The sequence below is a fragment of the Aeromonas sp. QDB11 genome (assembly GCF_027705265.1).
Taxonomy (GTDB): Bacteria; Pseudomonadota; Gammaproteobacteria; order Enterobacterales; family Aeromonadaceae; genus Aeromonas; species Aeromonas allosaccharophila.
The window spans coordinates 1-20,850 of the sequence record NZ_JAPDBM010000032.1 but is presented as its reverse complement, the minus strand read 5'-3'; the positions used below and the strand labels follow the sequence as shown (position 1 = coordinate 20,850).

General features: G+C 56.3%; 15 protein-coding genes and 1 pseudogene. 9 read left to right on the top strand and 7 right to left on the bottom strand.

Annotated elements, in window-relative coordinates:
• Positions 1-69 precede the first annotated feature (69 nt).
• Genes OKC40_RS12245 through fhuB form a run of 4 tightly spaced genes read left to right on the top strand, consistent with a single transcriptional unit; the run spans position 70 to position 5,424 of the window.
• Positions 70-1,716: a multidrug ABC transporter permease/ATP-binding protein gene (locus OKC40_RS12245; protein ID WP_270795351.1), complete on the top strand. Its 1,647-nt coding sequence runs from the start codon at positions 70-72 to the stop codon at positions 1,714-1,716.
• A gap of 46 nt (positions 1,717-1,762) precedes the next feature.
• Positions 1,763-2,527 carry an ATP-binding cassette domain-containing protein gene (locus OKC40_RS12240; protein ID WP_270795350.1) on the top strand — a complete coding sequence of 255 codons (765 nt, stop codon included), beginning with the start codon at positions 1,763-1,765 and terminating at the stop codon, positions 2,525-2,527.
• 33 nt (positions 2,528-2,560) lie between these two features.
• Complete coding sequence (locus OKC40_RS12235; protein ID WP_270795376.1) at positions 2,561-3,445, top strand: ABC transporter substrate-binding protein; 885 nt, start codon at positions 2,561-2,563, stop codon at positions 3,443-3,445.
• Complete coding sequence (fhuB, locus tag OKC40_RS12230) at positions 3,442-5,424, top strand: Fe(3+)-hydroxamate ABC transporter permease FhuB (RefSeq protein WP_270795349.1); 1,983 nt, start codon at positions 3,442-3,444, stop codon at positions 5,422-5,424. Before OKC40_RS12235 ends, fhuB begins: the two co-directional genes overlap by 4 nt.
• A gap of 52 nt (positions 5,425-5,476) precedes the next feature.
• Here fhuB and OKC40_RS12225 read toward each other — a convergent pair.
• The 5 genes and pseudogenes from OKC40_RS12225 to mntA all read right to left on the bottom strand — a co-directional run bounded on the left by OKC40_RS12225 (position 5,477) and on the right by mntA (position 9,878).
• Positions 5,477-6,803: pseudogene (locus OKC40_RS12225) on the bottom strand (IS4 family transposase).
• Between the two features lie 461 nt (positions 6,804-7,264).
• Positions 7,265-8,584, bottom strand: a complete 1,320-nt coding sequence (locus OKC40_RS12220; protein WP_075112288.1) for a type II toxin-antitoxin system HipA family toxin — start codon at positions 8,582-8,584, stop codon at positions 7,265-7,267.
• Positions 8,584-8,838 (bottom strand): helix-turn-helix domain-containing protein, encoded by a 255-nt coding sequence (locus OKC40_RS12215; RefSeq protein ID WP_042013334.1) that lies wholly within the window; start codon positions 8,836-8,838, stop codon positions 8,584-8,586. Before OKC40_RS12215 ends, OKC40_RS12220 begins: the two co-directional genes overlap by 1 nt.
• Before the next feature lie 169 nt (positions 8,839-9,007).
• Positions 9,008-9,436: a type VII toxin-antitoxin system HepT family RNase toxin gene (gene hepT / locus OKC40_RS12210; protein WP_075112289.1), complete on the bottom strand. Its 429-nt coding sequence runs from the start codon at positions 9,434-9,436 to the stop codon at positions 9,008-9,010.
• The gene (gene mntA / locus OKC40_RS12205) at positions 9,429-9,878 is read right to left on the bottom strand and encodes a type VII toxin-antitoxin system MntA family adenylyltransferase antitoxin (RefSeq protein ID WP_075112290.1); all 450 of its coding nucleotides are present in this window, start codon (positions 9,876-9,878) and stop codon (positions 9,429-9,431) included. The genes hepT and mntA overlap by 8 nt, the downstream gene beginning before the upstream one ends.
• 305 nt (positions 9,879-10,183) lie before the next feature.
• On the opposite strand from mntA, the gene OKC40_RS12200 reads away from it, so the two are divergent.
• The 5 genes from OKC40_RS12200 to OKC40_RS12180 all read left to right on the top strand — a co-directional run bounded on the left by OKC40_RS12200 (position 10,184) and on the right by OKC40_RS12180 (position 18,528).
• The gene (locus OKC40_RS12200) at positions 10,184-10,948 is read left to right on the top strand and encodes a recombinase family protein (protein WP_442865898.1); all 765 of its coding nucleotides are present in this window, start codon (positions 10,184-10,186) and stop codon (positions 10,946-10,948) included.
• Between the two features lie 787 nt (positions 10,949-11,735).
• Positions 11,736-14,201 (top strand): EcoAI/FtnUII family type I restriction enzme subunit R, encoded by a 2,466-nt coding sequence (gene hsdR / locus OKC40_RS12195; RefSeq protein WP_182926637.1) that lies wholly within the window; start codon positions 11,736-11,738, stop codon positions 14,199-14,201.
• Positions 14,202-14,321: 120 nt separating this feature from the next.
• On the top strand, positions 14,322-15,809 hold the full coding sequence (locus OKC40_RS12190) for an N-6 DNA methylase (protein ID WP_182926639.1): 1,488 nt from the start codon (positions 14,322-14,324) through the stop codon (positions 15,807-15,809).
• The gene (locus OKC40_RS12185; protein ID WP_182926641.1) at positions 15,809-17,536 is read left to right on the top strand and encodes a restriction endonuclease subunit S; all 1,728 of its coding nucleotides are present in this window, start codon (positions 15,809-15,811) and stop codon (positions 17,534-17,536) included. Before OKC40_RS12190 ends, OKC40_RS12185 begins: the two co-directional genes overlap by 1 nt.
• Positions 17,537-17,598: 62 nt before the next feature.
• Positions 17,599-18,528, top strand: a complete 930-nt coding sequence (locus OKC40_RS12180; protein ID WP_270795347.1) for an Abi family protein — start codon at positions 17,599-17,601, stop codon at positions 18,526-18,528.
• Between the two features lie 233 nt (positions 18,529-18,761).
• Here OKC40_RS12180 and OKC40_RS12175 read toward each other — a convergent pair whose 3' ends face one another.
• Together OKC40_RS12175 and OKC40_RS12170 are read right to left on the bottom strand one after the other, a co-directional pair.
• Positions 18,762-20,030: an IS4-like element ISApu1 family transposase gene (locus tag OKC40_RS12175; RefSeq protein WP_011191342.1), complete on the bottom strand. Its 1,269-nt coding sequence runs from the start codon at positions 20,028-20,030 to the stop codon at positions 18,762-18,764.
• 317 nt (positions 20,031-20,347) lie between these two features.
• Positions 20,348-20,719, bottom strand: coding sequence for a hypothetical protein (locus tag OKC40_RS12170; protein WP_004099020.1), 372 nt, complete (start codon positions 20,717-20,719; stop codon positions 20,348-20,350).
• Positions 20,720-20,850 lie beyond the last annotated feature (131 nt).

The following is a 20,850-nucleotide window of genomic DNA, read 5'->3' as shown; positions in this document are numbered from 1 at the left end:
GCGGGAACCGGGTTCCCGCCCTTCTTTTCACCCGCAGTTGTTCTGATCTCTCTGGAATACCGGTCCGTTATGGAACTCTTGTCTCTGGTTTATCGCCAATATCGTTGGCCTTTTATCGCCATCACCCTGCTCAGTCTGCTCAGTGCCGTCAGCGGGATTGGCGTCATTGCTTTTATCAATCAGTCTCTTATCGAATCTATAGGTGATCCGCTGCCGATCCTCGGTCAGCTGGTCGGCCTGATTGTGTTGCTGCTGGTGATCACGCTCGGATCTCAGCTGGCCCTGACCACTCTCGGTCACCATTTTGTCTACCGGTTGCGCGGCCGTCTGCTCAAGCAACTGCTGGATAGCGATGTCGCCCGCATCCGCCAGATTGGTCAGGGGCCGCTGCTGGCCTCCCTCTCCAGCGATATCGGCCAGATCACCATCGCCTTCGTGCGCCTGCCGGAGCTGGTGCAGGGGCTGGTGCTCACGCTGGGCTCTGCCTTTTACCTCGGCTGGCTCTCTCCGGCCCTGCTCGGGGTGACCGCGCTCTGGGTCACCGTCACCATGGTGGTGGGCTGGTTGCTGGTGAACCGTGTTTATCGCCATCTCTCCCAAATGCGTCAGGCCGAAGATCGGCTCTATCAGAACTATCAGGCCATCATCGCTGGCAGCAAGGAGCTGGCGCTCAACCGCGAGCGGGCTCACTTCGTTTACCACCAGCTCTATGAGCAAAATGCCCGTGACTACCGCCAGCAGATCATTCGCGCCGACACCTATCACCTGAGCGCGGTGAACTGGTCGAATATCATGATGCTGGGGGCGATCGGTCTGGTCTTCTTTCTGGCCAACGGCCTTGGCTGGGCCAACACCAATGTGGCCGCCACCTTCGCGCTGACCCTGCTGTTCCTGCGCACCCCGTTGTTGCAGGGGATTGGCGCCCTGCCGACCCTGCTTGCCGCTCAGGTGGCGTTCGACAAGATCGCCGTCCTCAATCTGGCTGAGCCGGATGCGGACTTCCCGCTGCCGCCCGCCATCCGCCCTTGGCAGCGCATCGAGTTGGAGCAGGTGAGCTTTCACTATCAGGGGGAGGGCGGTTTTGCCGTTGGCCCCATCGATCTGGTCATCGAAAAGGGGGAGCAGATCTTCATCATCGGCGGCAATGGCTCCGGCAAGTCGACCCTGGCCATGCTGCTGACCGGCCTTTACCAGCCGGTATCGGGCCGGATCCTGCTGGATGGGGAGCCGATCACCGATCGCAACGGCTATCTGGCGCTCTTCTCCGCCATCTTTACCGACTATCACCTGTTCCAGCACCTGCTGGGGCCGGAACCCAAGGATGAGCTGGTGGCCGAGTGGCTGGAGCGGTTGCAGATGGGCAGCAAGCTCACCATCGAGGATGGTTTTATCGCCGATATCGATCTCTCCCAAGGGCAGCGCAAGCGGGTCGCCCTGCTGCTGGCGCTGGCCGAGCAGCGCGAGGTGATGCTGTTCGACGAGTGGGCTGCGGATCAGGATCCCCAGTTCCGCCGCATCTTCTATCAGCTGCTATTGCCGCGCCTCAAGGAGATGGGCAAGACGGTGATTGCCATCAGTCACGACGATCACTACTTCCCGCTGGCCGATCGCCTGCTGGAGATGCGGCAGGGAAAACTCACCGAACTGACCGGCGCGCGCCGTGCCGCAGTGAGCCGCGATGCTATCGCCCATCTGGATTGCGAGGTGCCGGCTTGATACCGGCACTGATGAGACTGGCGGCAAGCCAGCACAGGAATTGCTTATGTTCGAGATGAAATCAGCCAGCTTCACGGTCAATGACCGCACGCTGCTGCACCCCACCGACCTGCGTTTCGAGCAGGGACAGGTCTATGGCCTCATCGGCCACAATGGGTCGGGCAAATCGACCCTGCTCAAGCTGCTGGCACGCCAGCAACCCCTCAGCGACGGCGAGATCCTGTTTGATGGCAAGCCGCTGCCCGACTGGGGCAACCGGGAGTTTGCCCGTCAGGTGGCCTATCTGCCCCAGCATCTGCCGAGCGCCGAGAATCTGCTCGGGCGGGAGCTGGTGGAGATGGGCCGCTACCCCTGGCGTGGCCTGCTGGGCCGGATGGGGGCGGAGGATCACCGTCAGGTCGAGCGGGCCATCGCTCTTACTCATACCGAACGCTTTGCCGAACGGCTGGTGGATACCCTCTCCGGCGGCGAGCGGGGCCGGGTCTGGCTGGCGATGCTGCTGGCCCAGGAGAGCCGCTTTATCCTGCTGGACGAGCCGCTGGCCGCGCTGGATGTGGCCCATCAGGTGGAGGTGCTGACGCTCGTCAAGCAGCTCAGCCGTCAGCTCAACCTCGGAGTCATCATCGTCATTCACGACATCAATATGGCCTCCCGCTTCTGCGATCGGCTGGTGGCGCTTCACTCAGGCCGCCTGCTCATCCACGGCGAACCGGAGGGGATCATGACCAGCGAGACCCTGCATGCCATCTATGGCATCCCGATGGAGGTCATTCGCCATCCGGCTCATGCCCATCCCATCGCCATCGTCTGACAGGGGGCATCCTTGAACCGTTTATTGAAGAAGATGGCTCCCTGCCTTATTAGCCTGCTGCTGCCACTTGTGGCGCAGGCCGACACATCCCCGATCGCCTCTGCGCCGCTACCCCGTATCGCCACCGTCGACTGGACCATAGCCGAAACCCTGCTGGCGCTCGGGGTGACGCCGCTGGCTGTGGGGGATGCTGGCCCCTATCAGGCATGGGTCGGCGAGCCACGGTTACCCGCCGAGGTGGTAGATATCGGCCTGCGCACCCAGCCCAACCGCGAGCTGCTGGCGGAGCTCAAACCCGATCGCATCCTCATCTCGCCGCTGGCGGCCCCGCTGGTGCCAACCCTTTCCCGCATCGCGCCGGTGAGCACTATTGCCCTCTATGATGGGCAAACCGATCTGTGGCAGAGACTGCACGAGGTGACCCTGACCCTCGCCCGTATGGTGGGCAAAACCGCCGAGGGCGAACGGCTGCTGGCTGGGCTGGATCGGGATCTCGCCAAGATGCAGGGCAGATTGCCTGCGGATCTGCCGCCCCTGCTGGTGGTGCAGTTTATCGATGAGCGCCATGTGCGGGTGTTTGGTCGCCACAGCCTGTTCGATGCGGTGATGACGCGGCTTGGGCTGCGCAATGGCTGGCAGGAGCAGACCAATGACTGGGGGTTCTCGGTGGTCAGCATCGAGCAGTTTATGACTTTGCCCAATGCGCGGCTGGTGGTGGTCGATCCCATTCCGGTCGGGGTGAGCGAACGGCTGCAGGAGCCTGGGCTGTGGCAGCATCTGCCGCTGGTACGGCAGGCGCCCGTGCTGCATCTGCCTGCGGTCTGGAGTTTTGGCGGCGTACTTGCCGCCCGCCGTTTCGCCGGTCTGCTCAGCAATGCGCTACTGCAAGATGCCGAGCGTATGGAGGCTGGCCGATGAAGCGACTGCTCACATCGCCGCTGCTGCGGCCTGTCTCGATCCTGCTGGGGTTGACCCTCTCGCTCGCATGTTGGGAGCTGGCTCGCCAGCTGCCCGGTGCGCTCTGGTGGCAGAGCCTGTTCGCTCCCAATCTGGATGACGTCAGCCAGGCGGTGGTGCATTTCAGCTGGCTGCCCCGCTTGGTGGTCACCCTGCTGGCCGGAGCTGCACTCGGGCTGGCGGGTACCCTGATGCAGCAGGTGCTGCGCAATCCGCTCGCGTCACCGACCACCTTGGGGGTGGCCTCCGGCGCCCAGCTGGCGCTGATGATGGTGACCCTGTTTGCCCCATCCTGGCTGCTGCTGGGGCGGGAGTGGATCGCCATGGCCGGTGGCAGCCTTGCGATGGCGCTGGTGTTCGCCCTGGCTTGGCGTCGCCAGCTCAATCCGGTGGTCATCGTCTTTGCCGGGCTGGTGATCAACCTCTATCTGGCGGCCATCAGCATGGGACTCTTGCTGTTCTTTCAGGAGGAGTTGAAAGGTTTGCTGGTGTGGGGCAGTGGCTCGCTAGTGCAGAACAGCTGGAGCGGGGTGAGTTACCTGTTGCCCCGCCTGCTGGCAGCCGCTGCGCTGGCCGTTGTGCTGGTACGCCCGCTGGCAGTGCTGGAGCTGGATGATGCCAGCGCCCGCAGTCTGGGGGTTTCTCTGCAGCATCTGCGTTTTGCCGGACTGGGGCTGGCGGTGTTTGTCACCGCTTGTGTGGTGAGTGTGGTGGGGCTGATCGGCTTTATCGGGCTGGCGGCGCCCGCCATGGTGCGGTTGCTCGGGATCCGCCAGCTCGGCCAGCGGCTGTTGTGGGCACCGATCCTCGGCGCCCTGCTGCTGGCCGCCACCGATCTGCTGCTGCAGAGCCTGAGCCGCTTCTGGCCGGTGCTGATCCCCACCGGCGCCATGACCGCCCTGCTGGGTGCGCCGCTGCTGCTCTGGCTGATCCCGCGTCTTGGTATCAAGTCTGGTACACCGAAGGCAAACGCCGGCCTGCTGGTGGCCCGCCATCCGGCACCGGCTCGCCTTATCGGCCTGTTGCTGGTCGGGCTGCTGCTGGCAATGGTCGCCTCCCTGCTGTTTGGTCAGGGAATGACGGGCTGGAGCTGGCCGAGCTGGCTCCGCTGGCAGGCCCAGCTGGAGTGGCGGCTGCCGCGCGCGTTGGCGGCGGGAGCGGCTGGCGTGTTGCTGGCGCTGGCAGGCACCCTGTTGCAGCGGGTCAGCAACAACCCGATGGCGAGCCCGGAGCTGCTGGGGGTGAGCGGCGGCACCTTTATGGGGGTAATAGCCACGGCGCTGTTGCTGCCTGCATTGCCCCTGCCGTTGATGCTGGCCGGTGGCCTGCTCGGTGCCTTCGGCTGCCTGTTGCTGCTGGTGGTGGTTAATCGCAAGCACGGCTTCCAGCCGGAGCGGATCCTGCTCTCAGGTATCGCCATCACGGCCCTGTTTGAGCCGCTGCAGGCTATCGCGCTGGCCAACGGCGACATGCGGGTGCAGCAACTGCTCTCCTGGATGTCCGGTTCCACCTATTATGTCACCCTGCCGGTGGCCTATGGGCTGGTGGGGCTGGCGCTGTTGATGCTGGCTGGCTGCCTGCTGGTGAGCCGCTGGCTCGATCTGCTACCGATGGGAACTGCGGTGGCGACCGCGCTAGGCATTCGCCTCAACCGTGCCCAGCTCGCCATCCTGCTGCTGGTGGCCGTGCTCACCGCCAGCGCCACCCTGGTGGTGGGGCCGCTCTCGTTCGTTGGTCTGCTGGCCCCGCACATGGCCAAGCTGATGGGGCTGGTACGGGCCCGATGGCATCTACTCGGGGCTGCCGCCTTCGGTGCCCTGTTGATGGTATCGGCGGACTGGATCGGTCAGCAAATCCTCTTCCCGCAGGAGGTACCGGTCGGGCTGGTCTCCACCCTGTTAGGGGGCGCTTACTTCATGTGGTGTCTGCGCCGTCTCTAGGTTTTCGGATAAAAAACGCACAAAAAAGCCCGGAATGAACCCGCAATGCTGTTCACTTAAGCGGAGCCGCATTGCGATCTACCGGAAAACGGGTCTTTGATATCTTCACCGCCCTGGGTCTCGATGGCCTGGGGCGTTTTTCTATGAACATGACGCCTATGCAGCCCAGTAACTCCGCCAACCTCCGAGGGGTATGGGCTGGCGATAACGCGCCCGCCATCACTGCCATCTGGTTCGCTATGAACTGACAGGCAAACTTGAAGCTCACCTCATTGGGCGCTCGCTGATGAGCTACGGCGGCCTGGCTCGCCTCCCGCCTGACCAGATTGTATCCAAATAGCAATCCCCACAGCTCCTGATAAACCAAGTCCACTTTCTTGCTTCTCAGCGTGATGGCGTTGTGCTGCATCGCGCTTTTGATATCCCGGTATCCCAGCTCGATTTCCCAGCGCTCGTGGTACAGGGTCGCCACCTGAGCTGCGCTGAATCGCGCCACGGGCAGGGAGGTAAAGACCGTTTTCTCCTTGCCGGCCACCTCATAGGTCACTGCGCGAACTTGCCAGTGCGTCGGCAACGCCGGGTTTTTCTTGCGAGCCTGAGGCGAGACCGTCATTTGCAACAGACGGTCACCGTCGCCATAGCGCTCAAGTTCCGTGTATACCAGCCCCTTGCGTTCCGGGATGAGCCAGTGACGGTCGGTGTCTTCGGCCTGAATACGCAGCAACAGGTCGGCACCGAAGAAGCCTTTATCCAGCAGGGTCACTGACTTGTCCGGCAATGAGTGAATGAACTCGCTGGCCAGGGGGATCTCCCCTTTGCGGTACGGGCTGATGGCCGCGTTGGCAATGACATGCGAGCGGACATTCATCAGCGTGACCAACCGCAGCATCGGGTAGGGTGTCTGCCGGTTTACCCGAGCCGAAATGTGCTCTGAGCTCAGGCATATCCTGGGTTCGGAGCAGGGCCCCATCGATGGCAAAGACCTGTAAACCGTGCCAATGGTCTTCAGGATAACGTTCCCGCCCCCACACATCGGCGCACTGCTTGAACAACCACTCGAGCGGCTGTTTGCCTAGTCGCTGACGGGCTTGAGACAGGGCACTGTCCGCGAGCAAGGCATCATTGGCCAACCCTTCTGCACAGATGTTGAGGCGCCGAGCGACCTCGGAGATGGGCTCATTGCGGAAAAAGGCCATGCCCACGACGAGCCACAAGACCATATCAGAAGGTAAGCGGCGGCGGCGAATAGTGGCCTTTTCAGACAAGGCTGCAGCGGCAGTAATCCATTCGTCGGGAATATGGTCGGCAAAAATGGCCAGCCGAGCCAGCATGTCGCCAGATACCTCAACAACATCGTTCAGATCGTTTGCAATAGACATAAAAAATCCGGAACCAGTGATTGGTTCCGGATTGTCCTACAGCAGAAGGATCGGTCAATGGATCCTTAACTGATCAGCATTGCGGAATGAACCCGGGCTTTTTGTGGTCTGCCGACCCGGCTTACTTGCCGATGCAGAATGTAAATAATCTATTATTTTCAATATGTTAGTGGCTTTTCGGGGGGCCAGTTGGGGTAAAAGTAACTAAAACAGCATATTGAGAGGCCGCTCACATCGTGCAGCGTTCCCACATAGTCCATTCTCGATCGTGCAGCCTTCCCATATGAATCAACGCGATGCTACAACACGCATTCAAAACCGCTTTTTAGGTGAGTTTTGAACATATTTTGAACCGACCATAGCACCGTCCGGTGCCTGGAAAGCCGCTTTTACTCTTCGAACCGTGCAAACTTCCCATAGGTGGTTTGGCTAACCGTGCAATCATCCCACATACCGTCAATTTAATCCCAGCCCTTTATCAGCCTGGCTGAGCGGGCTTTTAGGCCCTCTAGAATGGTGCTGCTGATGGCATCGGGGAAGCCCGCTGGCAATTGCTGGGTAACACGCTCAATAACATCATCAACGGAGTTGGCCAGTTCTGTCAGGATCTCTTCCATAGCAGAACGCTCAAATCCCACAGCTTTCGCCGTTTGGAAGAAATGACGCGGGAATATCTGCTCAATGGCGTATTTCTTTCCCTTGCTGCTTGCTAGGCCCATAGCGAGCTTGGCGTCCCTTCGGTTGAGGCCTCGGCCGCCAAACACTGGATAGACAGATAGGATGTCGTAAAAAGGGGTCAGGCGAAAACGCCCTTCCGGTTCAATAAAGACCGAGAAGTTCTTTGCATGGCCATCGGTGGCCGCCAGCAGCCAGAACAGGACCTGAGATTTCATGAACAGGTAGCGATCCTGTTCTGGTGTCGCAGAGCCCAGCAAGGTTTTCATGATGTCAGTGATCCCTGGTCCTCCATGACTCTCGTATTTCCGTGCTGACGGAACATTCAATACCTGACAGAAATCTTCTTGGGGAAGGCGCATGATCCAACTGCGATCGGCAGCGTAACGTCTGTCGAAGCGTTCCACAGCCAGTGCTTTGACCTGGCCAACCTGCATCATGAAGCAGTGAGGTACGGGTATACCAAACTCCTTGGCAATCAGAGTGCAGAGATATTCGTTTTCTACGCTCTGGGAGAGGTCTATCGAGTAGGAGTGGCTTTCAATCTTGCCAATAGGGAGTTTGATAATGTGGGTTGTCGGCGTTGCGTTGAGTGGCAAGTACCAACGGCCATCGAGAAAGAGCAGCGCTGTCTTTTCTTGCGCTCCGGCGATAGAGATCCGGAACTCCTCTTGCTCCCTGACCATCCCCAAAGGGATTCCTGATTTGTAGCTGGTCAGAATCTGCTCGAGCTCGCCATCGGAAAGTGCTTTGTAGTCGATTCGCCTGACATCTGGAACGTCGTGCCCTTCGGTAACCAGCTGTAATGCCCCTACGCTATCCTGGCCAATGCAACTGAGCAGATCGAAGGGCTGAGTTGATGCCGCTTGATAGCGTGCTACAACCCTGTTCCTCACCTCCGTATTATCTGGCAGCAGGTTGTCGAAGAAGTTATAGGCTTCATCGCCCCGGTAGGCCTGATGGCGCAATGGCATGGAAAGTGAGATGGGACGGCTGCCCGGTTGTGCCAGCCATGACTCATGGTACTGAAACTGATGGGCGCCGCTGGTAGTTTTGGTGAATGTGCCTACCCGATAGCCGTTCATGTAGACAGCCAGATTGGCCATTACCACTCCTCCTTCCAGCCCGATGCCGGACTCTCGGATGACTCATTGCGGGGTTTGATGTCCAGTGACAATTCGAGTGATGCGAGGATCTTGAACAGGGTTTCCAGCTTGGTGGACTCAGGATTGAGTTCGAAGCTGGAGACTGTGTCTTGCCTAATCCCCACTTTCTCGGCCACTTTGCCTTGAGAGAGCTTTTGAGAAAGCCTGGCATCCTTGATACAGGCGCTCAGCTGCTTGGCGCTGGTTACTTTCATGATTCGACAACCTGGTAGCGTGCCTTCTTCCAATTTACACGCTGTGACAGGTATATCAATGTTTACCTGTTATAGGAGGTAAATATAACTTACACGCTATAGCCGGTATTAAACATTAATCCCCTATAGCGGGTAAGAGAACGGTAAGCGGAGATATGACGTCGAAGTTTCAATCAATATGGGCAGCCAACCAGTCGAGACCTTGATCTGCAAACGTGAACAGCTGGTCGCTATAGCCTTGAGCAATGACGCTACGGATGATCTCGGGGTCAATATTCAGATAGTCGTGCACCAGCGCATTGCGAAGGCCAATAATCTTGCGCCAGCCGATTAAGGTGTCGGGGGATAGCTCACCACGCTGGGCCAGGATTTCGAATGCCTGATAGGCATCCTGTGGGGTATGACTTGCCAATGCTTTAGCCCAGTGCTTTGCCACGCCAATACACGCTTCGATAGACACTTGTAGAGTTCGCTCAGCTGCGCGGTACTCCAGATTGGAAAGCGCACGCAGCGCCAGAATAGCCCGTATCTCTGACAACTCGGCCTTATAGCGCGACAGGCTGATGCGTAAAGCTCCTATATAGGCGTTATCACTCATCTTTACTCCACTCCTCAGAATGATGTTTGCTGATATAGGCTTGGCGATGGTGATAACCAAGTTCCATCTGCGACATTATCCGCGCCTCCTCTTGCAAACGCCGCCCCTCATCACGGCTATAGAGAGGACGATTTGCATCTACTACCGCAAAAGCCAACGGAATCGGGGCCTGATTGATATCGACGACCGAAAGTTTCCCCTCTGCCAACCCCATGGCACGTTGCCACTCCAGCGCGAGCAGTTCAGGGCGCAAGCGGTTTTCCAGTGCAGTACCCAGTGGTCCACTCTGTTTGATTGGATCAAAGGCCACCGCCAGATCCCAGTCGCTGGCAGGACCTGCAGTCCCCTTGGCACGGGAGCCGTAAAGCCAAAGCACCTGCACCTGGGGGTTGCTGTTGGCTAGGGTAATCAGCTGGTGAATAACATCGCTGTCGGGTTTCATATTGGTACGGCCATTTGGTCGCTTGAGACAGAGTTCTGGTTAGTATGGTGCCACATGGTTGGGCTTTTGTACGTAACTTCCAGTAGCCTGCCGCGCTGCGCTTGGCTGCTGGCTTGTTCGGTGAGTCGAAAAGATGACTCACCTCAAAGCCCAGCTTCTGTAGATTTCCTCCTTTGGCATCCCATTCAGCAGATCAGGAATGGTGAGCAACGTCGCTTAAATACCCAAATACAACTCAAAAGCGACTTTGTGATGACGGATCACACTTAAAGTTTGTGCTGTCAGATCAAAAGGCTATCGAAAGGTTGTTTTTCGATCGTCATGTGGTGGTTCTAAAAAGGTATACCCCATTAAAACCACTCAATACCCTCTCGAAAACAATATTGAAACCACTTATATTGAACCGAAAATTCAGAACCAGTTTAAACAGACCGATGGAGGTTTCAGTGTTCATACGGGCGTATTTACGTGCATCGACAGTGGAGCAGGATGCTGAGCGGGCACGAGAGCTGCTGATTGGTTTTGCTGCAGAGCATGGCAATCAGATAGCCAGTTTCTATGTGGAGAATGAGTCTGGTGCGACGTTGGACAGGCCTGAGCTTATGCGGCTGATCCGCGATGCTGCAGATCGTGACATTGTGCTGGTAGAGCAGATTGATCGTCTGGCCCGCCTCAATCAGACGGATTGGCAAACATTGAAGCAGTTGCTGGCTCAGAAACAGCTCTCAATCGTTTCTCCGGAGCTTCCGACTTCCTGGGTAGCGTTACAGGGGGACAGCCGCTCCGAGTTCACCTGCGCCATCTTGCAGGCTGTAAATGGCATGCTGCTGGATATGCTCGCAGCCGTCGCTCGCAAGGATTATGAAGATCGCCGACGCAGGCAACAGCAGGGTATTGCCAAGGCTAGGGATGAGGGGAAATATCGCGGTCGCCAGAAAGATGAAAAGAAGCGTCAGCACATCGCACAGTTGTTGAGCACCGGACACAGCTACTCGGTGATCCAGGAAATGTTGGGCTGCTCCCGCCATCTGATTTCGTGCGTGGCAAAAGAGGTCCGTTCAGCAAAATAGCGGGTCATTTATCCGAGGCTCCCATGCGACGCTTCTCGATATACAGCCACGCAGCAAAGGCGCCAAACCCTATCAGGAATGAAAACAGGAGGATCAGGATGACGATGCTGTTCATGGTGATGGCCTCAGGTGTAGCGGATAAAGGATGCAATCAGGTGATCGTGTGACCAAACTCCATATCACCATGGACTTCGCTCAGGAAAAAATCAACAACGCACTGAAAGTATTGAAGTTTGTTCGCTCGTAACAAACATGATTGCGTGGAATCACGCAGGATGTGGAGCCATGGAATGAACACTGTCATTCCCAACCAATTCCCGTCCTGTTTCTTTCCACATAACTATCTATCTGGAAAAGTGGTGCGAATTTTCCACATAGTGGAATGCCAGTTCAGAACGAGTTATGTGGAATCCTGATCGAAGACTTCCTATCTATCTGGAAATTTCGTGCCGTTTTTCTCTCTGGAATATTGGTCATCTTGTTTGAAGGGATTATGGACCTTGGTGTGCTGGAATTGATGGGGGGCAGATTCCTATCTATCTGGAATCTTGGCCTCTGCATTCAGCGAGAGCCAAACCGGCTGACTTGCTATGGGACTAACTCAAGCGATGCCCTTCAACAATCATTCACTACGACCTAGTTACGCCATTGCCAGACGTTTCCTTGACCCGAAGGCATGCCATCAAGAGCTGCACCCATGTTGCTTTATGAGTCTGAAATCAATAAAACCCGGCTGAATTTATGAGAGAATCTTGAGCAATATTGTCCCCCGACCGGAAGAGTGCTCATGGCCGAGATCAACAAAGCAACCCTCACCGAAGCCGACATCATCTCGAAATACCTGCTGCCTGCTATCAAGGCTGCTGGGTGGGATGACCTGACCCAGGTTCGCCAAGAGGTGAAGCTGCGGGATGGCAAGGTGGTGGTGCGCGGCCAGATGGCGGCACGTAAAAAGGTCAAATCGGCCGATATCGTGCTCTATCACAAGATGGGCTTGCCACTGGCGGTGATCGAGGCCAAAGCCAACAAGCATGAGATTGGCAAGGGGATGCAACAGGGGCTCGATTATGCCCGCCTGCTGGATGTGCCGTTCGTATTTGCCAGCAACGGCGATGGCTTCGTATTTCATGACAAGACCAATCCGGCCAAGCTGGAATCCGAGATCGCGCTGGAGGACTTCCCCAGCCCCGGCCAGCTTTGGGACAAACTCTGCACCTGGAAGGGTTACACCCAGGCACAGTTGCCTGTCATCAGTCAGGACTATTACTCGGATGGCAGCGGCAAATCTCCCCGCTATTATCAGCTGCAGGCCATCAACAAGACCGTAGAAGCCATCTCGAAAGATGAGGATCGGGTATTGCTGGTGATGGCCACCGGCACCGGCAAGACCTACACCGCATTCCAGATCATCTGGCGTTTGTGGAAGGCGGGCGCCAAGAAGCGCATCCTGTTTCTGGCCGATCGCAACATTCTAGTAGATCAAACCAAGATCAATGATTTTCAGCCCTTTGGCTCGGCCATGACCAAGGTCACCGGGCGCACGATCGACCCCGCCTATGAGATCCACCTTGCCCTCTATCAGGCGCTCACCGGACCAGAAGAGTCACAGAAAGCCTTCAAGCAGGTCTCCCCTGATTTCTTCGACCTGATCGTGGTGGATGAGTGCCATCGGGGCAGTGCCGCTGAAGACAGCGCCTGGCGCGAGATCCTCGAATACTTCTCATCGGCTACCCAGATTGGTCTCACCGCCACGCCCAAAGAGACCGAGACCGTCTCCAGTACCGATTACTTCGGTGACCCTGTTTATACCTACTCCCTCAAAGAGGGGATCGAAGATGGCTTTCTTGCCCCCTACAAGGTGGTGCGGGTCGATATCGATGTCGATCTGCAGGGGTGGCGTCCCACCAAAGGGCAGATGGACAAACAGGGCAACCTGATTGAAGACCGTATTTATAACCAGAAGGATTTTGACCGCACCCTGGTGATCGACGAGCGTACCCAGCTGGTGGCCGAAACCATCACCAACTACCTCAAGAAAACCGACCCGATGGCCAAGACCATCGTGTTCTGCAACGACATCGATCATGCCGACCGGATGCGACGGGCGCTGGCGAACCTTAACCCCGAGCAGATGCTGAAAGATGATCGGTATGTGATGAAAATCACCGGCGATGATGACCTTGGCAAAGCCCAGCTCGACAACTTCATCAACCCGAAAAAGCCCTATCCGGTCATCGCTACTACCTCCGAGCTGATGACCACTGGCGTCGATGCCAAGACCTGCAAGCTGGTGGTGCTGGACCAAAACATCCAGTCCATGACCAAGTTCAAGCAGATCATCGGCCGTGGCACCCGTATCGACGACAAGTACGGCAAGCTCTGGTTCACCATTCTCGACTTCAAGAAGGCCACCGAGCTGTTTGCCGATCCCCGTTTCGACGGTGAGCCGGAGCGCGTCATGGTGGTCAAACCGGCAGACATCAACAATCCGGATGAAGGCTTGGGCGATATCATCGATGGCGCCGATCCACTGCCTGCCGATGAACCCGGCAACCATGACGATCCGCTTGCTCCCGGGATTGATGAGGAGTCTGGCAGCTACACAACCGGTAGTAACTGTGGCCAGAGTGGCTCAGGGGGTCAGGGCACAGGCCCGCTGGGTGACCCCGAGCCCGGGGTCAGCAAGTATTATGTCAACGGCGTGGCGGTCAGCGTTATCGCCGAGCGGGTGCAGTATTACGATGCCGATGGCAAGTTGGTGACCGAATCCTTCAAGGACTACACCAAAAAGACCCTGCTCAAAGAGTTTGCCACCCTCGATGCGTTCACCAAACGCTGGCAAGCCGCCGAACGCAAGCAAGCCATTATGGATGAATTGGCTCAGGCGGGCGTGCTGTGGGAGGTGTTGGAGCAGGAAGTGGGTAAGGAGCTCGACCCGTTCGACCTTATCTGCCACGTGGTATACGATCAGCCGCCACTGACCCGCCGCGAGCGTGCCAACAACGTCAAAAAGCGCAACTACTTCACCAAGTACAACGACACCGCCCAGCAGGTGCTTACCAGCCTGCTCGACAAGTATGCCGATCAGGGGGTGACCGAGATTGAGACCAAGGATGCGCTAAAAGTCGCCCCCTTTACCGAGTTGGGGCGCCCGCTGGAGTTGGCCAAGAAGGGTTTTGGTGGCCCCAAACAGTTCGAGCAAGCCATCACCGAACTGGAACAAGAAATTTACCGTGAGCAGCAGAGCGCCTGACGACCTGACTGCTTCTGAACTACCATGCGGCCATTCCAATGATGGCCGCTTGTTTTATCGATCTTCCTGACGCATTCGCCCCTGTATTCGTCACCATTTTTGTAAAAAGCAGAGAACCCCATGTCATCCATCAGCTCAGTCATCAAATCCATTCAGGACATCATGCGCAAGGACGCCGGTATTGACGGTGATGCCCAACGCCTCGGTCAGCTCTCCTGGCTGCTGTTTTTGAAAGTGTTCGACGCCCAGGAAGAGGAGCTGGAGTTTGAGCAGGATAACTACCGCTGCCCCATCCCCGAACGCTTCCTGTGGCGCAAGTGGGCGGCCGATAGCGAAGGGCTGACCGGCGATGCCCTGCTCGATTTCGTCAACAACGATCTGTTCGACAGCCTGAAAAACCAGCCAGCCAATATCAGTCTCAACCCTCGTGGCTATGTGGTGAAAGAGGCATTCAGCGATGCCTTCAACTACATGAAGAACGGCACCCTGCTCAAGCAGGTGATCAACAAGCTCAACGAGATCGACTTTACCGACAGCAGCGAACGCCACCTGTTTGGTGACATCTACGAGCAGATCCTGCGTGACCTGCAAAGCGCCGGTAACGCGGGCGAGTTCTACACCCCCCGCGCCGTCACGCGCTTTATGGTCAACCGCATCGACCCCAAACTCGGCGAGCGGATCATGGACCCGGCCTGCGGTACCGGCGGCTTTCTCGCCTGCGCCTTTGATCATGTCAAAGAGCACTATGTCGAGACCTCAGCCGACCATCAGACCCTGCAGCAGCAGATCCTGGGGGTTGAGAAGAAGCAGTTGCCGCACCTCCTTTGCACCACCAATATGCTGCTGCACGGCATCGAGGTGCCGGTGCAGATCCGTCACGGCAACACCCTCGACAAGCCGCTGTCGAGCTGGGATAGCGATATCGATGTGATCCTCACCAACCCGCCCTTTGGCGGTACCGAGGAGGATGGTATCGAGCAGAACTTCCCCGCCGATCTGCGCACCCGCGAAACCGCCGACCTGTTCCTGCAGCTCATCATCGAAGTTCTGAAAAAGGGTGGTCGCGCCGCCGTGGTGCTGCCTGATGGAACTCTGTTTGGCGAAGGGGTCAAAACCAAGATCAAGCAACTGCTCACTGCTGAGTGCAACCTGCACACCATAGTGCGGCTGCCCAACGGCGTGTTTGCCCCCTATACCGGCATCAAGACTAATATCCTCTTCTTCACCAAGGGCCAGCCCACCAAGGATGTCTGGTTCTACGAGCACCCCTATCCTGCTGGGGTGAAAAACTACAGCAAGACCAAGCCGATGAAGTTCGAGGAGTTCGAAGCCGAGATTGCCTGGTGGGGCGATGAGGCTGACGGCTTTGCTGCCCGGGTAGAGAACGAGCAAGCGTGGAAGGTCGGTATCGAGACCATTATCGAGCGCAACTTTAACCTCGATATCAAAAACCCCCATGTCGGCGAGCAGATAAGCCATGACCCTGACGAGCTGCTGGCGTGCTATGCCACAGAGCAGGCCGAAATCCAGGCCCTGCGTGACCAGCTAAAAGCCATTCTGGGCGAGGCCTTGGGCAAAGGTGCGATCAAGCAAGAGGGGCAGGCATAATGGCGATCGAGAATCTGATTACCGACCATCTGGATCTCTGGACTGCGGCAGTGCGCCCCAAAAGCAGTGCCGGGCGCGGCAGCAACAGCAAGCTGGAACTCACCGGCATCAAAAAGCTGCGCGAGCTGATCCTGGAGTTGGCCGTGCGCGGCAAATTGGTACCGCAAGACCCCAGCGATGAACCCGCCTCCGTGCTGCTGGAGCGCATCGCAGCCGAAAAGGCGCTGTTGGTCAAAGAGGGCAAGATTAAAAAGCCCAAAGCCTTGCCGGAAATTAGCGAGGAGGAGAAACGTATTGAGCTGCCAGAGGGGTGGGCTGAATTAAGATTAGGTGCCGCTATCAATGTGCTAAATGGTCGTGCATACAAAAAACATGAAATGCTTGAGTCTGGTACTCCATTACTCCGTGTCGGTAATCTATTCACATCAGATAAATGGTACTATTCAGATCTTGAATTAGAGCCGGAAAAATACATCGACAATGGAGACTTAATCTACTCTTGGTCAGCATCCTTCGGCCCCTTTATCTGGAGTGGTGGTAGAGTTATATACCATTATCATATATGGAAAATGGATATATTTGACCCTAATTCCTTAGATAAACACTTTATGTGTTTATATCTTGATGCTATATCTGCAAGCATCAAAGCATCTGGCAATGGTATTGCTATGGTGCATATGACTAAGGAAAAAATGGAGCAATTGGTTATTCCAATTCCACCTATTTCCGAACAACACCGTATCGTTGCCAAAGTGGATGAGCTAATGGCCCTCTGCGACCAGTTGGAGCAGCACAGCGAATCACAGTTGGCTGCCCATCAGACGTTGGTGGAGACTCTGCTTACCACGCTGACAGACAGCGCAGATGCCGATGAGCTGTCGCAAAATTGGGCGCGGCTAAGCACTCACTTCGATACCCTCTTTACCACTGAGGCCAGCATTGACGCCTTGAAACAGACCATCCTGCAACTGGCGGTAATGGGCAAGCTGGTACCGCAAGACCCGAGCGATGAACCCGCTTCAGCTCTACTGGAACGTATCGCTGCCGAAAAGGCGCGGCTGGTCAAAGAGAAGAAAATCAAAAAAGAAAAACCGCTACCTGAGATTAGTGAAAACGAAAAGCCGTTTGAGCTACCGCAGGGATGGGTGTTTGAAAGGATCGCTGTATTTGGACTTGTAGGCACTGGTGCTACACCATCGAGAAGCAATCCCGCCTATTGGGAACCAGCGGAAATTAACTGGGTATCTAGTGGGGAGACGGCTGAGCTATTTGTTGGTAAAACGAAAGAGCAAATATCGAAATTAGCCATAAAAGAAACTAACGTTTCTATCTATCCTGTAGGCACTTTAATCGTTGCAATGTATGGACAAGGGAAAACAAGAGGGCAAATAACTGAATTACTTGAACCAGCAGGTACTAACCAAGCATGTGCTGCAATTAGGTTGATTGATGAAACAAAAGCTCATAAGGATTTTGTAAAATTGTTCTTCCGGAAAGCCTACCTTGAATTAAGGGAGCATGCGGCTGGTGGAGCACAACCGAATTTAAATGTTGGCAAAATTGCGAGCACCGTTATCCCACTTCCTCCAATTGACGAACAGCATCGCATCGTCGCCAAAGTGGATGAACTAATGACCCTCTGCGATCAACTTAAATCCCGCCTGCAAACCAGCCAGCAGACCCAGCTTGCTTTGGCCGAGTCGCTGGTAGAGGGGGCGCTAAGCTGATGCCCTACACCAAGCCGTGGCTTAGCCATCAGGATCAGCTTGCCCAACTGCAACGGCGCGGCATGACCATCACCGATCAGGCCATCGCCCTCGATTATCTCGAACGCATCGGTTACTACCGGCTCAGTGGCTACTGGTATCCGTTTCGCGAACGCTCTGGCGAGGTGATTCTGTTATCTGAGCAGGGCAGAAAGCCGCAGAAAATCAAAACGACCCGTGTCGCGCTGGAACACTTCAAGGCGAGTAGCCGCTTCATCGATGCGGTTGAACTCTATGTGTTCGACAAGCGACTGCGCATGTTGGCGATGGATGCGCTGGAGCGGATCGAAATCGCCATTCGTGTCGATATTTCCCACACCTTGGGGCAGCTTGACCCCTTCGCCTATCTCAAGCCGGAGTGTCTGTTTGCCGGTTTCAGCCAGCAACTTGACGAGAGCAGCGGCGTCAGTAAGCATCACGACTGGTTAGGGAAACACGGCAGATTGATTGGCCGATCCAAAGAGGAGTTCGTCAAACACAACAAGGTCAAATATGGGCTGCCGCTGCCAATTTGGGTGGCCTGTGAAGTCTGGGATTTTGGCACCATGTCAACGCTCTATGCAGGCATGAGAGAGACGGAACAGGATCAGATCGCGGCAGCCTATGGCGTTGCTAATGGCCGGGTCTTTGCAACCTGGCTGCGCAGTCTCAACTACTTGCGCAATGTGTGTGCTCACCATAGCCGGTTGTGGAATCGCAACATTACGGAACAGCCAAAGCTGCCGCATGCTGCCAATTTGCCTTGGGTTGCGAGCTACACAAACAATCACCATGCGCAGGCTCGCTGCTTTTTGCTGCTACGGATCTGCCGCCACCTGATGGCTTATATCAACCCAAACTCAAGCTGGCCGCAGCGGATGCACAAGCATCTCAACGCTTTCCCGGATCTGGCCCATATAGGCCTCGATCTATCGGGCATGGGCGCCCCGATTAACTGGCGAGAGGATTGGTAGGGTAAATCGCGGGCAACAAAAAACCCCTGAGCAGTTTTGCTGACTGGCAGCATCACCGACAGGGGCCGTGTTGCGAAAATAGTGCGCCCAGTGGGCGTATCTGTCAAGGTTTTTGGGCTGATCGGGCCAGCGATGCTGGATGACTGCAGTGACAAGATCCTGCCGTGGACGGCATTTTTCATTGAACATGAGCACCAACGGCGCAAGTACAACAAGCGCTCATGTACAGGACCTTAAGCGGCGAGTCCATTTAAAACGCCTTCCAAGGTCCTGTTCTGTATCGACTTTCTCTGCTTGGTTCGGCAGGCGTTCTTGGCCAAATAATCGGCAGCCCATTCCAATCTTTCCCTTATTTCTGTCAGCGCCCTATGGGCCACTGCTTCCAATAGCGGTAGCCACCACGTCGCACTGTTCTTCGACGCTTTCAGCATCGATAGCGCCCCACTCATCACACTCTGCGCGACCCGTCTCTTCATCACCAGCGACAGCAGGCTCGTCCACACCAACCCCTCGGCAATCGCTTTCTCGCCCGTCACAAACCCCTTGAGCCGGTTGTGCGATTTCCACTCTTTAAATAACAACTCCACCTGCCAACGGCAGCGATACAGGCTCATCACCTGCTCTGCTGACCATGCTGCTCGCGGTAGGTTCGTCATCCACAGACAGAACCGCTTTTCCTCAGCAAACCAGCGCCGGATCAACCGGTACTCGACCTGGCCGGACTTCACCACCATATCCAGTACCTCGGCCCGACAGCGTCGCCGTCCGGCCTCTCTCAGAGATAGTCCCGCCAGCTTGGGTACTTCCCGTCCATCACCGCGCCAGGCTTGGATTATCTTGGGGTTCAGGCTTTTCGTGCCGCGCACCAGATAAAATCCGCCAGCGTCGTTCACCTGCTCAAACCAAGCCCTGTCAATGTAACCTGCGTCAGCCAGCAGCAGGCAGTTGGTCAGCGTGTGGGCTTCAGGCAGAAATTGCCGTTCCCCTGCGGTATCGGCAGACACACTCATGCACAACGGGCTCTGCTCCGACAGTGACATGGTCATATGGCACTCGATAGCTGCCGGACTGATGGTCTTGAACCGGCCGGGAAAATCAGCAGCAAGGCGCCGATGCACCGCAAAGGAGGTGCCATCGTGCAGTAACACCTGCTTGAACGCGCCGAGGGAGGCTGCTTTGAGTTGATGGTCGATACGCAAGGCGATGGCCCGCTCGACCAGGGCTTTCATAAACAGGGCAAAGCTCTCTTTGCGCAGCTGATTGTGAAACGGTTTGTAAGAAACCTGATGGGTGTTTACCAGTTGCAAGGCATTGAAATGGCGGTGTAAACCGGCAATGTCATTGACCTGGTCGCCTCCCATGGCCCGCAGCAGTGCAGGTACGAGCATGGCTGGGGTAATGGCACGCTGACGCAGACAAAACTTGCAGAGCCGAGCAATGCGCTCGAGTGCGGCGGGAGCCAAGAGTTGCTCCAGATAGTAATTAGCGTTGATAATAGTCATAGGCTTCGCGCGTGTTGATTTTGTTTGGCGATAAAATCAGATCACAAACGAAGCCTTTTTTATATCTATTTCAATTGGTTGCCGCTAAAGATCCTGTACATGAGTGAGGGTTATGGTGGCTATATGCTGGATATTGCTATTCAGATGACAGCCATATGGGGAAGATTACAGGCGCCTGAAATAACAGCAGAGTATGGAGTGACTACCACGGCTGGAGGTTGGCACGGGCTGATCCCCTCTCCCTTTGGGAGAGGGTTAGGGTGAGGGGAGCTGGCTGACCGGGTGTAGCAACCAGGCGGCATTACACCGCTGAATCTTCAGTTATTGAAATTCCACGCGATCGGCAGTTCGACGTCGAAGATAAGTGCATCCCCGTCGAGGCGAAAGGCCAGGCTGGTCTGGTGCTGGTCGTATTCGTTGATAATCAGGCAGCTCTCGGCGAAGTTGGACTCGTAGTTGATATGGGCCACTCCTTCACGGCCGTCAGCGAGTTCGATGCTGAGCACCCGCAGCGGGTTCTCCTGACTGAGGTTGACCCGGGTGTCCCCCACGTCCACCAGCCGTTCCAGCAGAGGGAAGAAATCTTGTCTGTGGGTCGTTATGGCCTGGGTGATGGCCTGCTCCAGCTCAGCCTGGGTGGCGAAGGGGCCGCCGAGTGGGTAGCGGGTCTGGATCCTTTCCTGAGTCATTGCGTTTCCTCCTGAACTGAGATGTGGCAACAGTTTGGCCGCTGCAGTGACCTGTCATGTACAGGATCTTTAGCTACAACCAATTGAAATAGATAGAAAAAAGGCTTCGTTTGTGATCTGATTTAATCGCA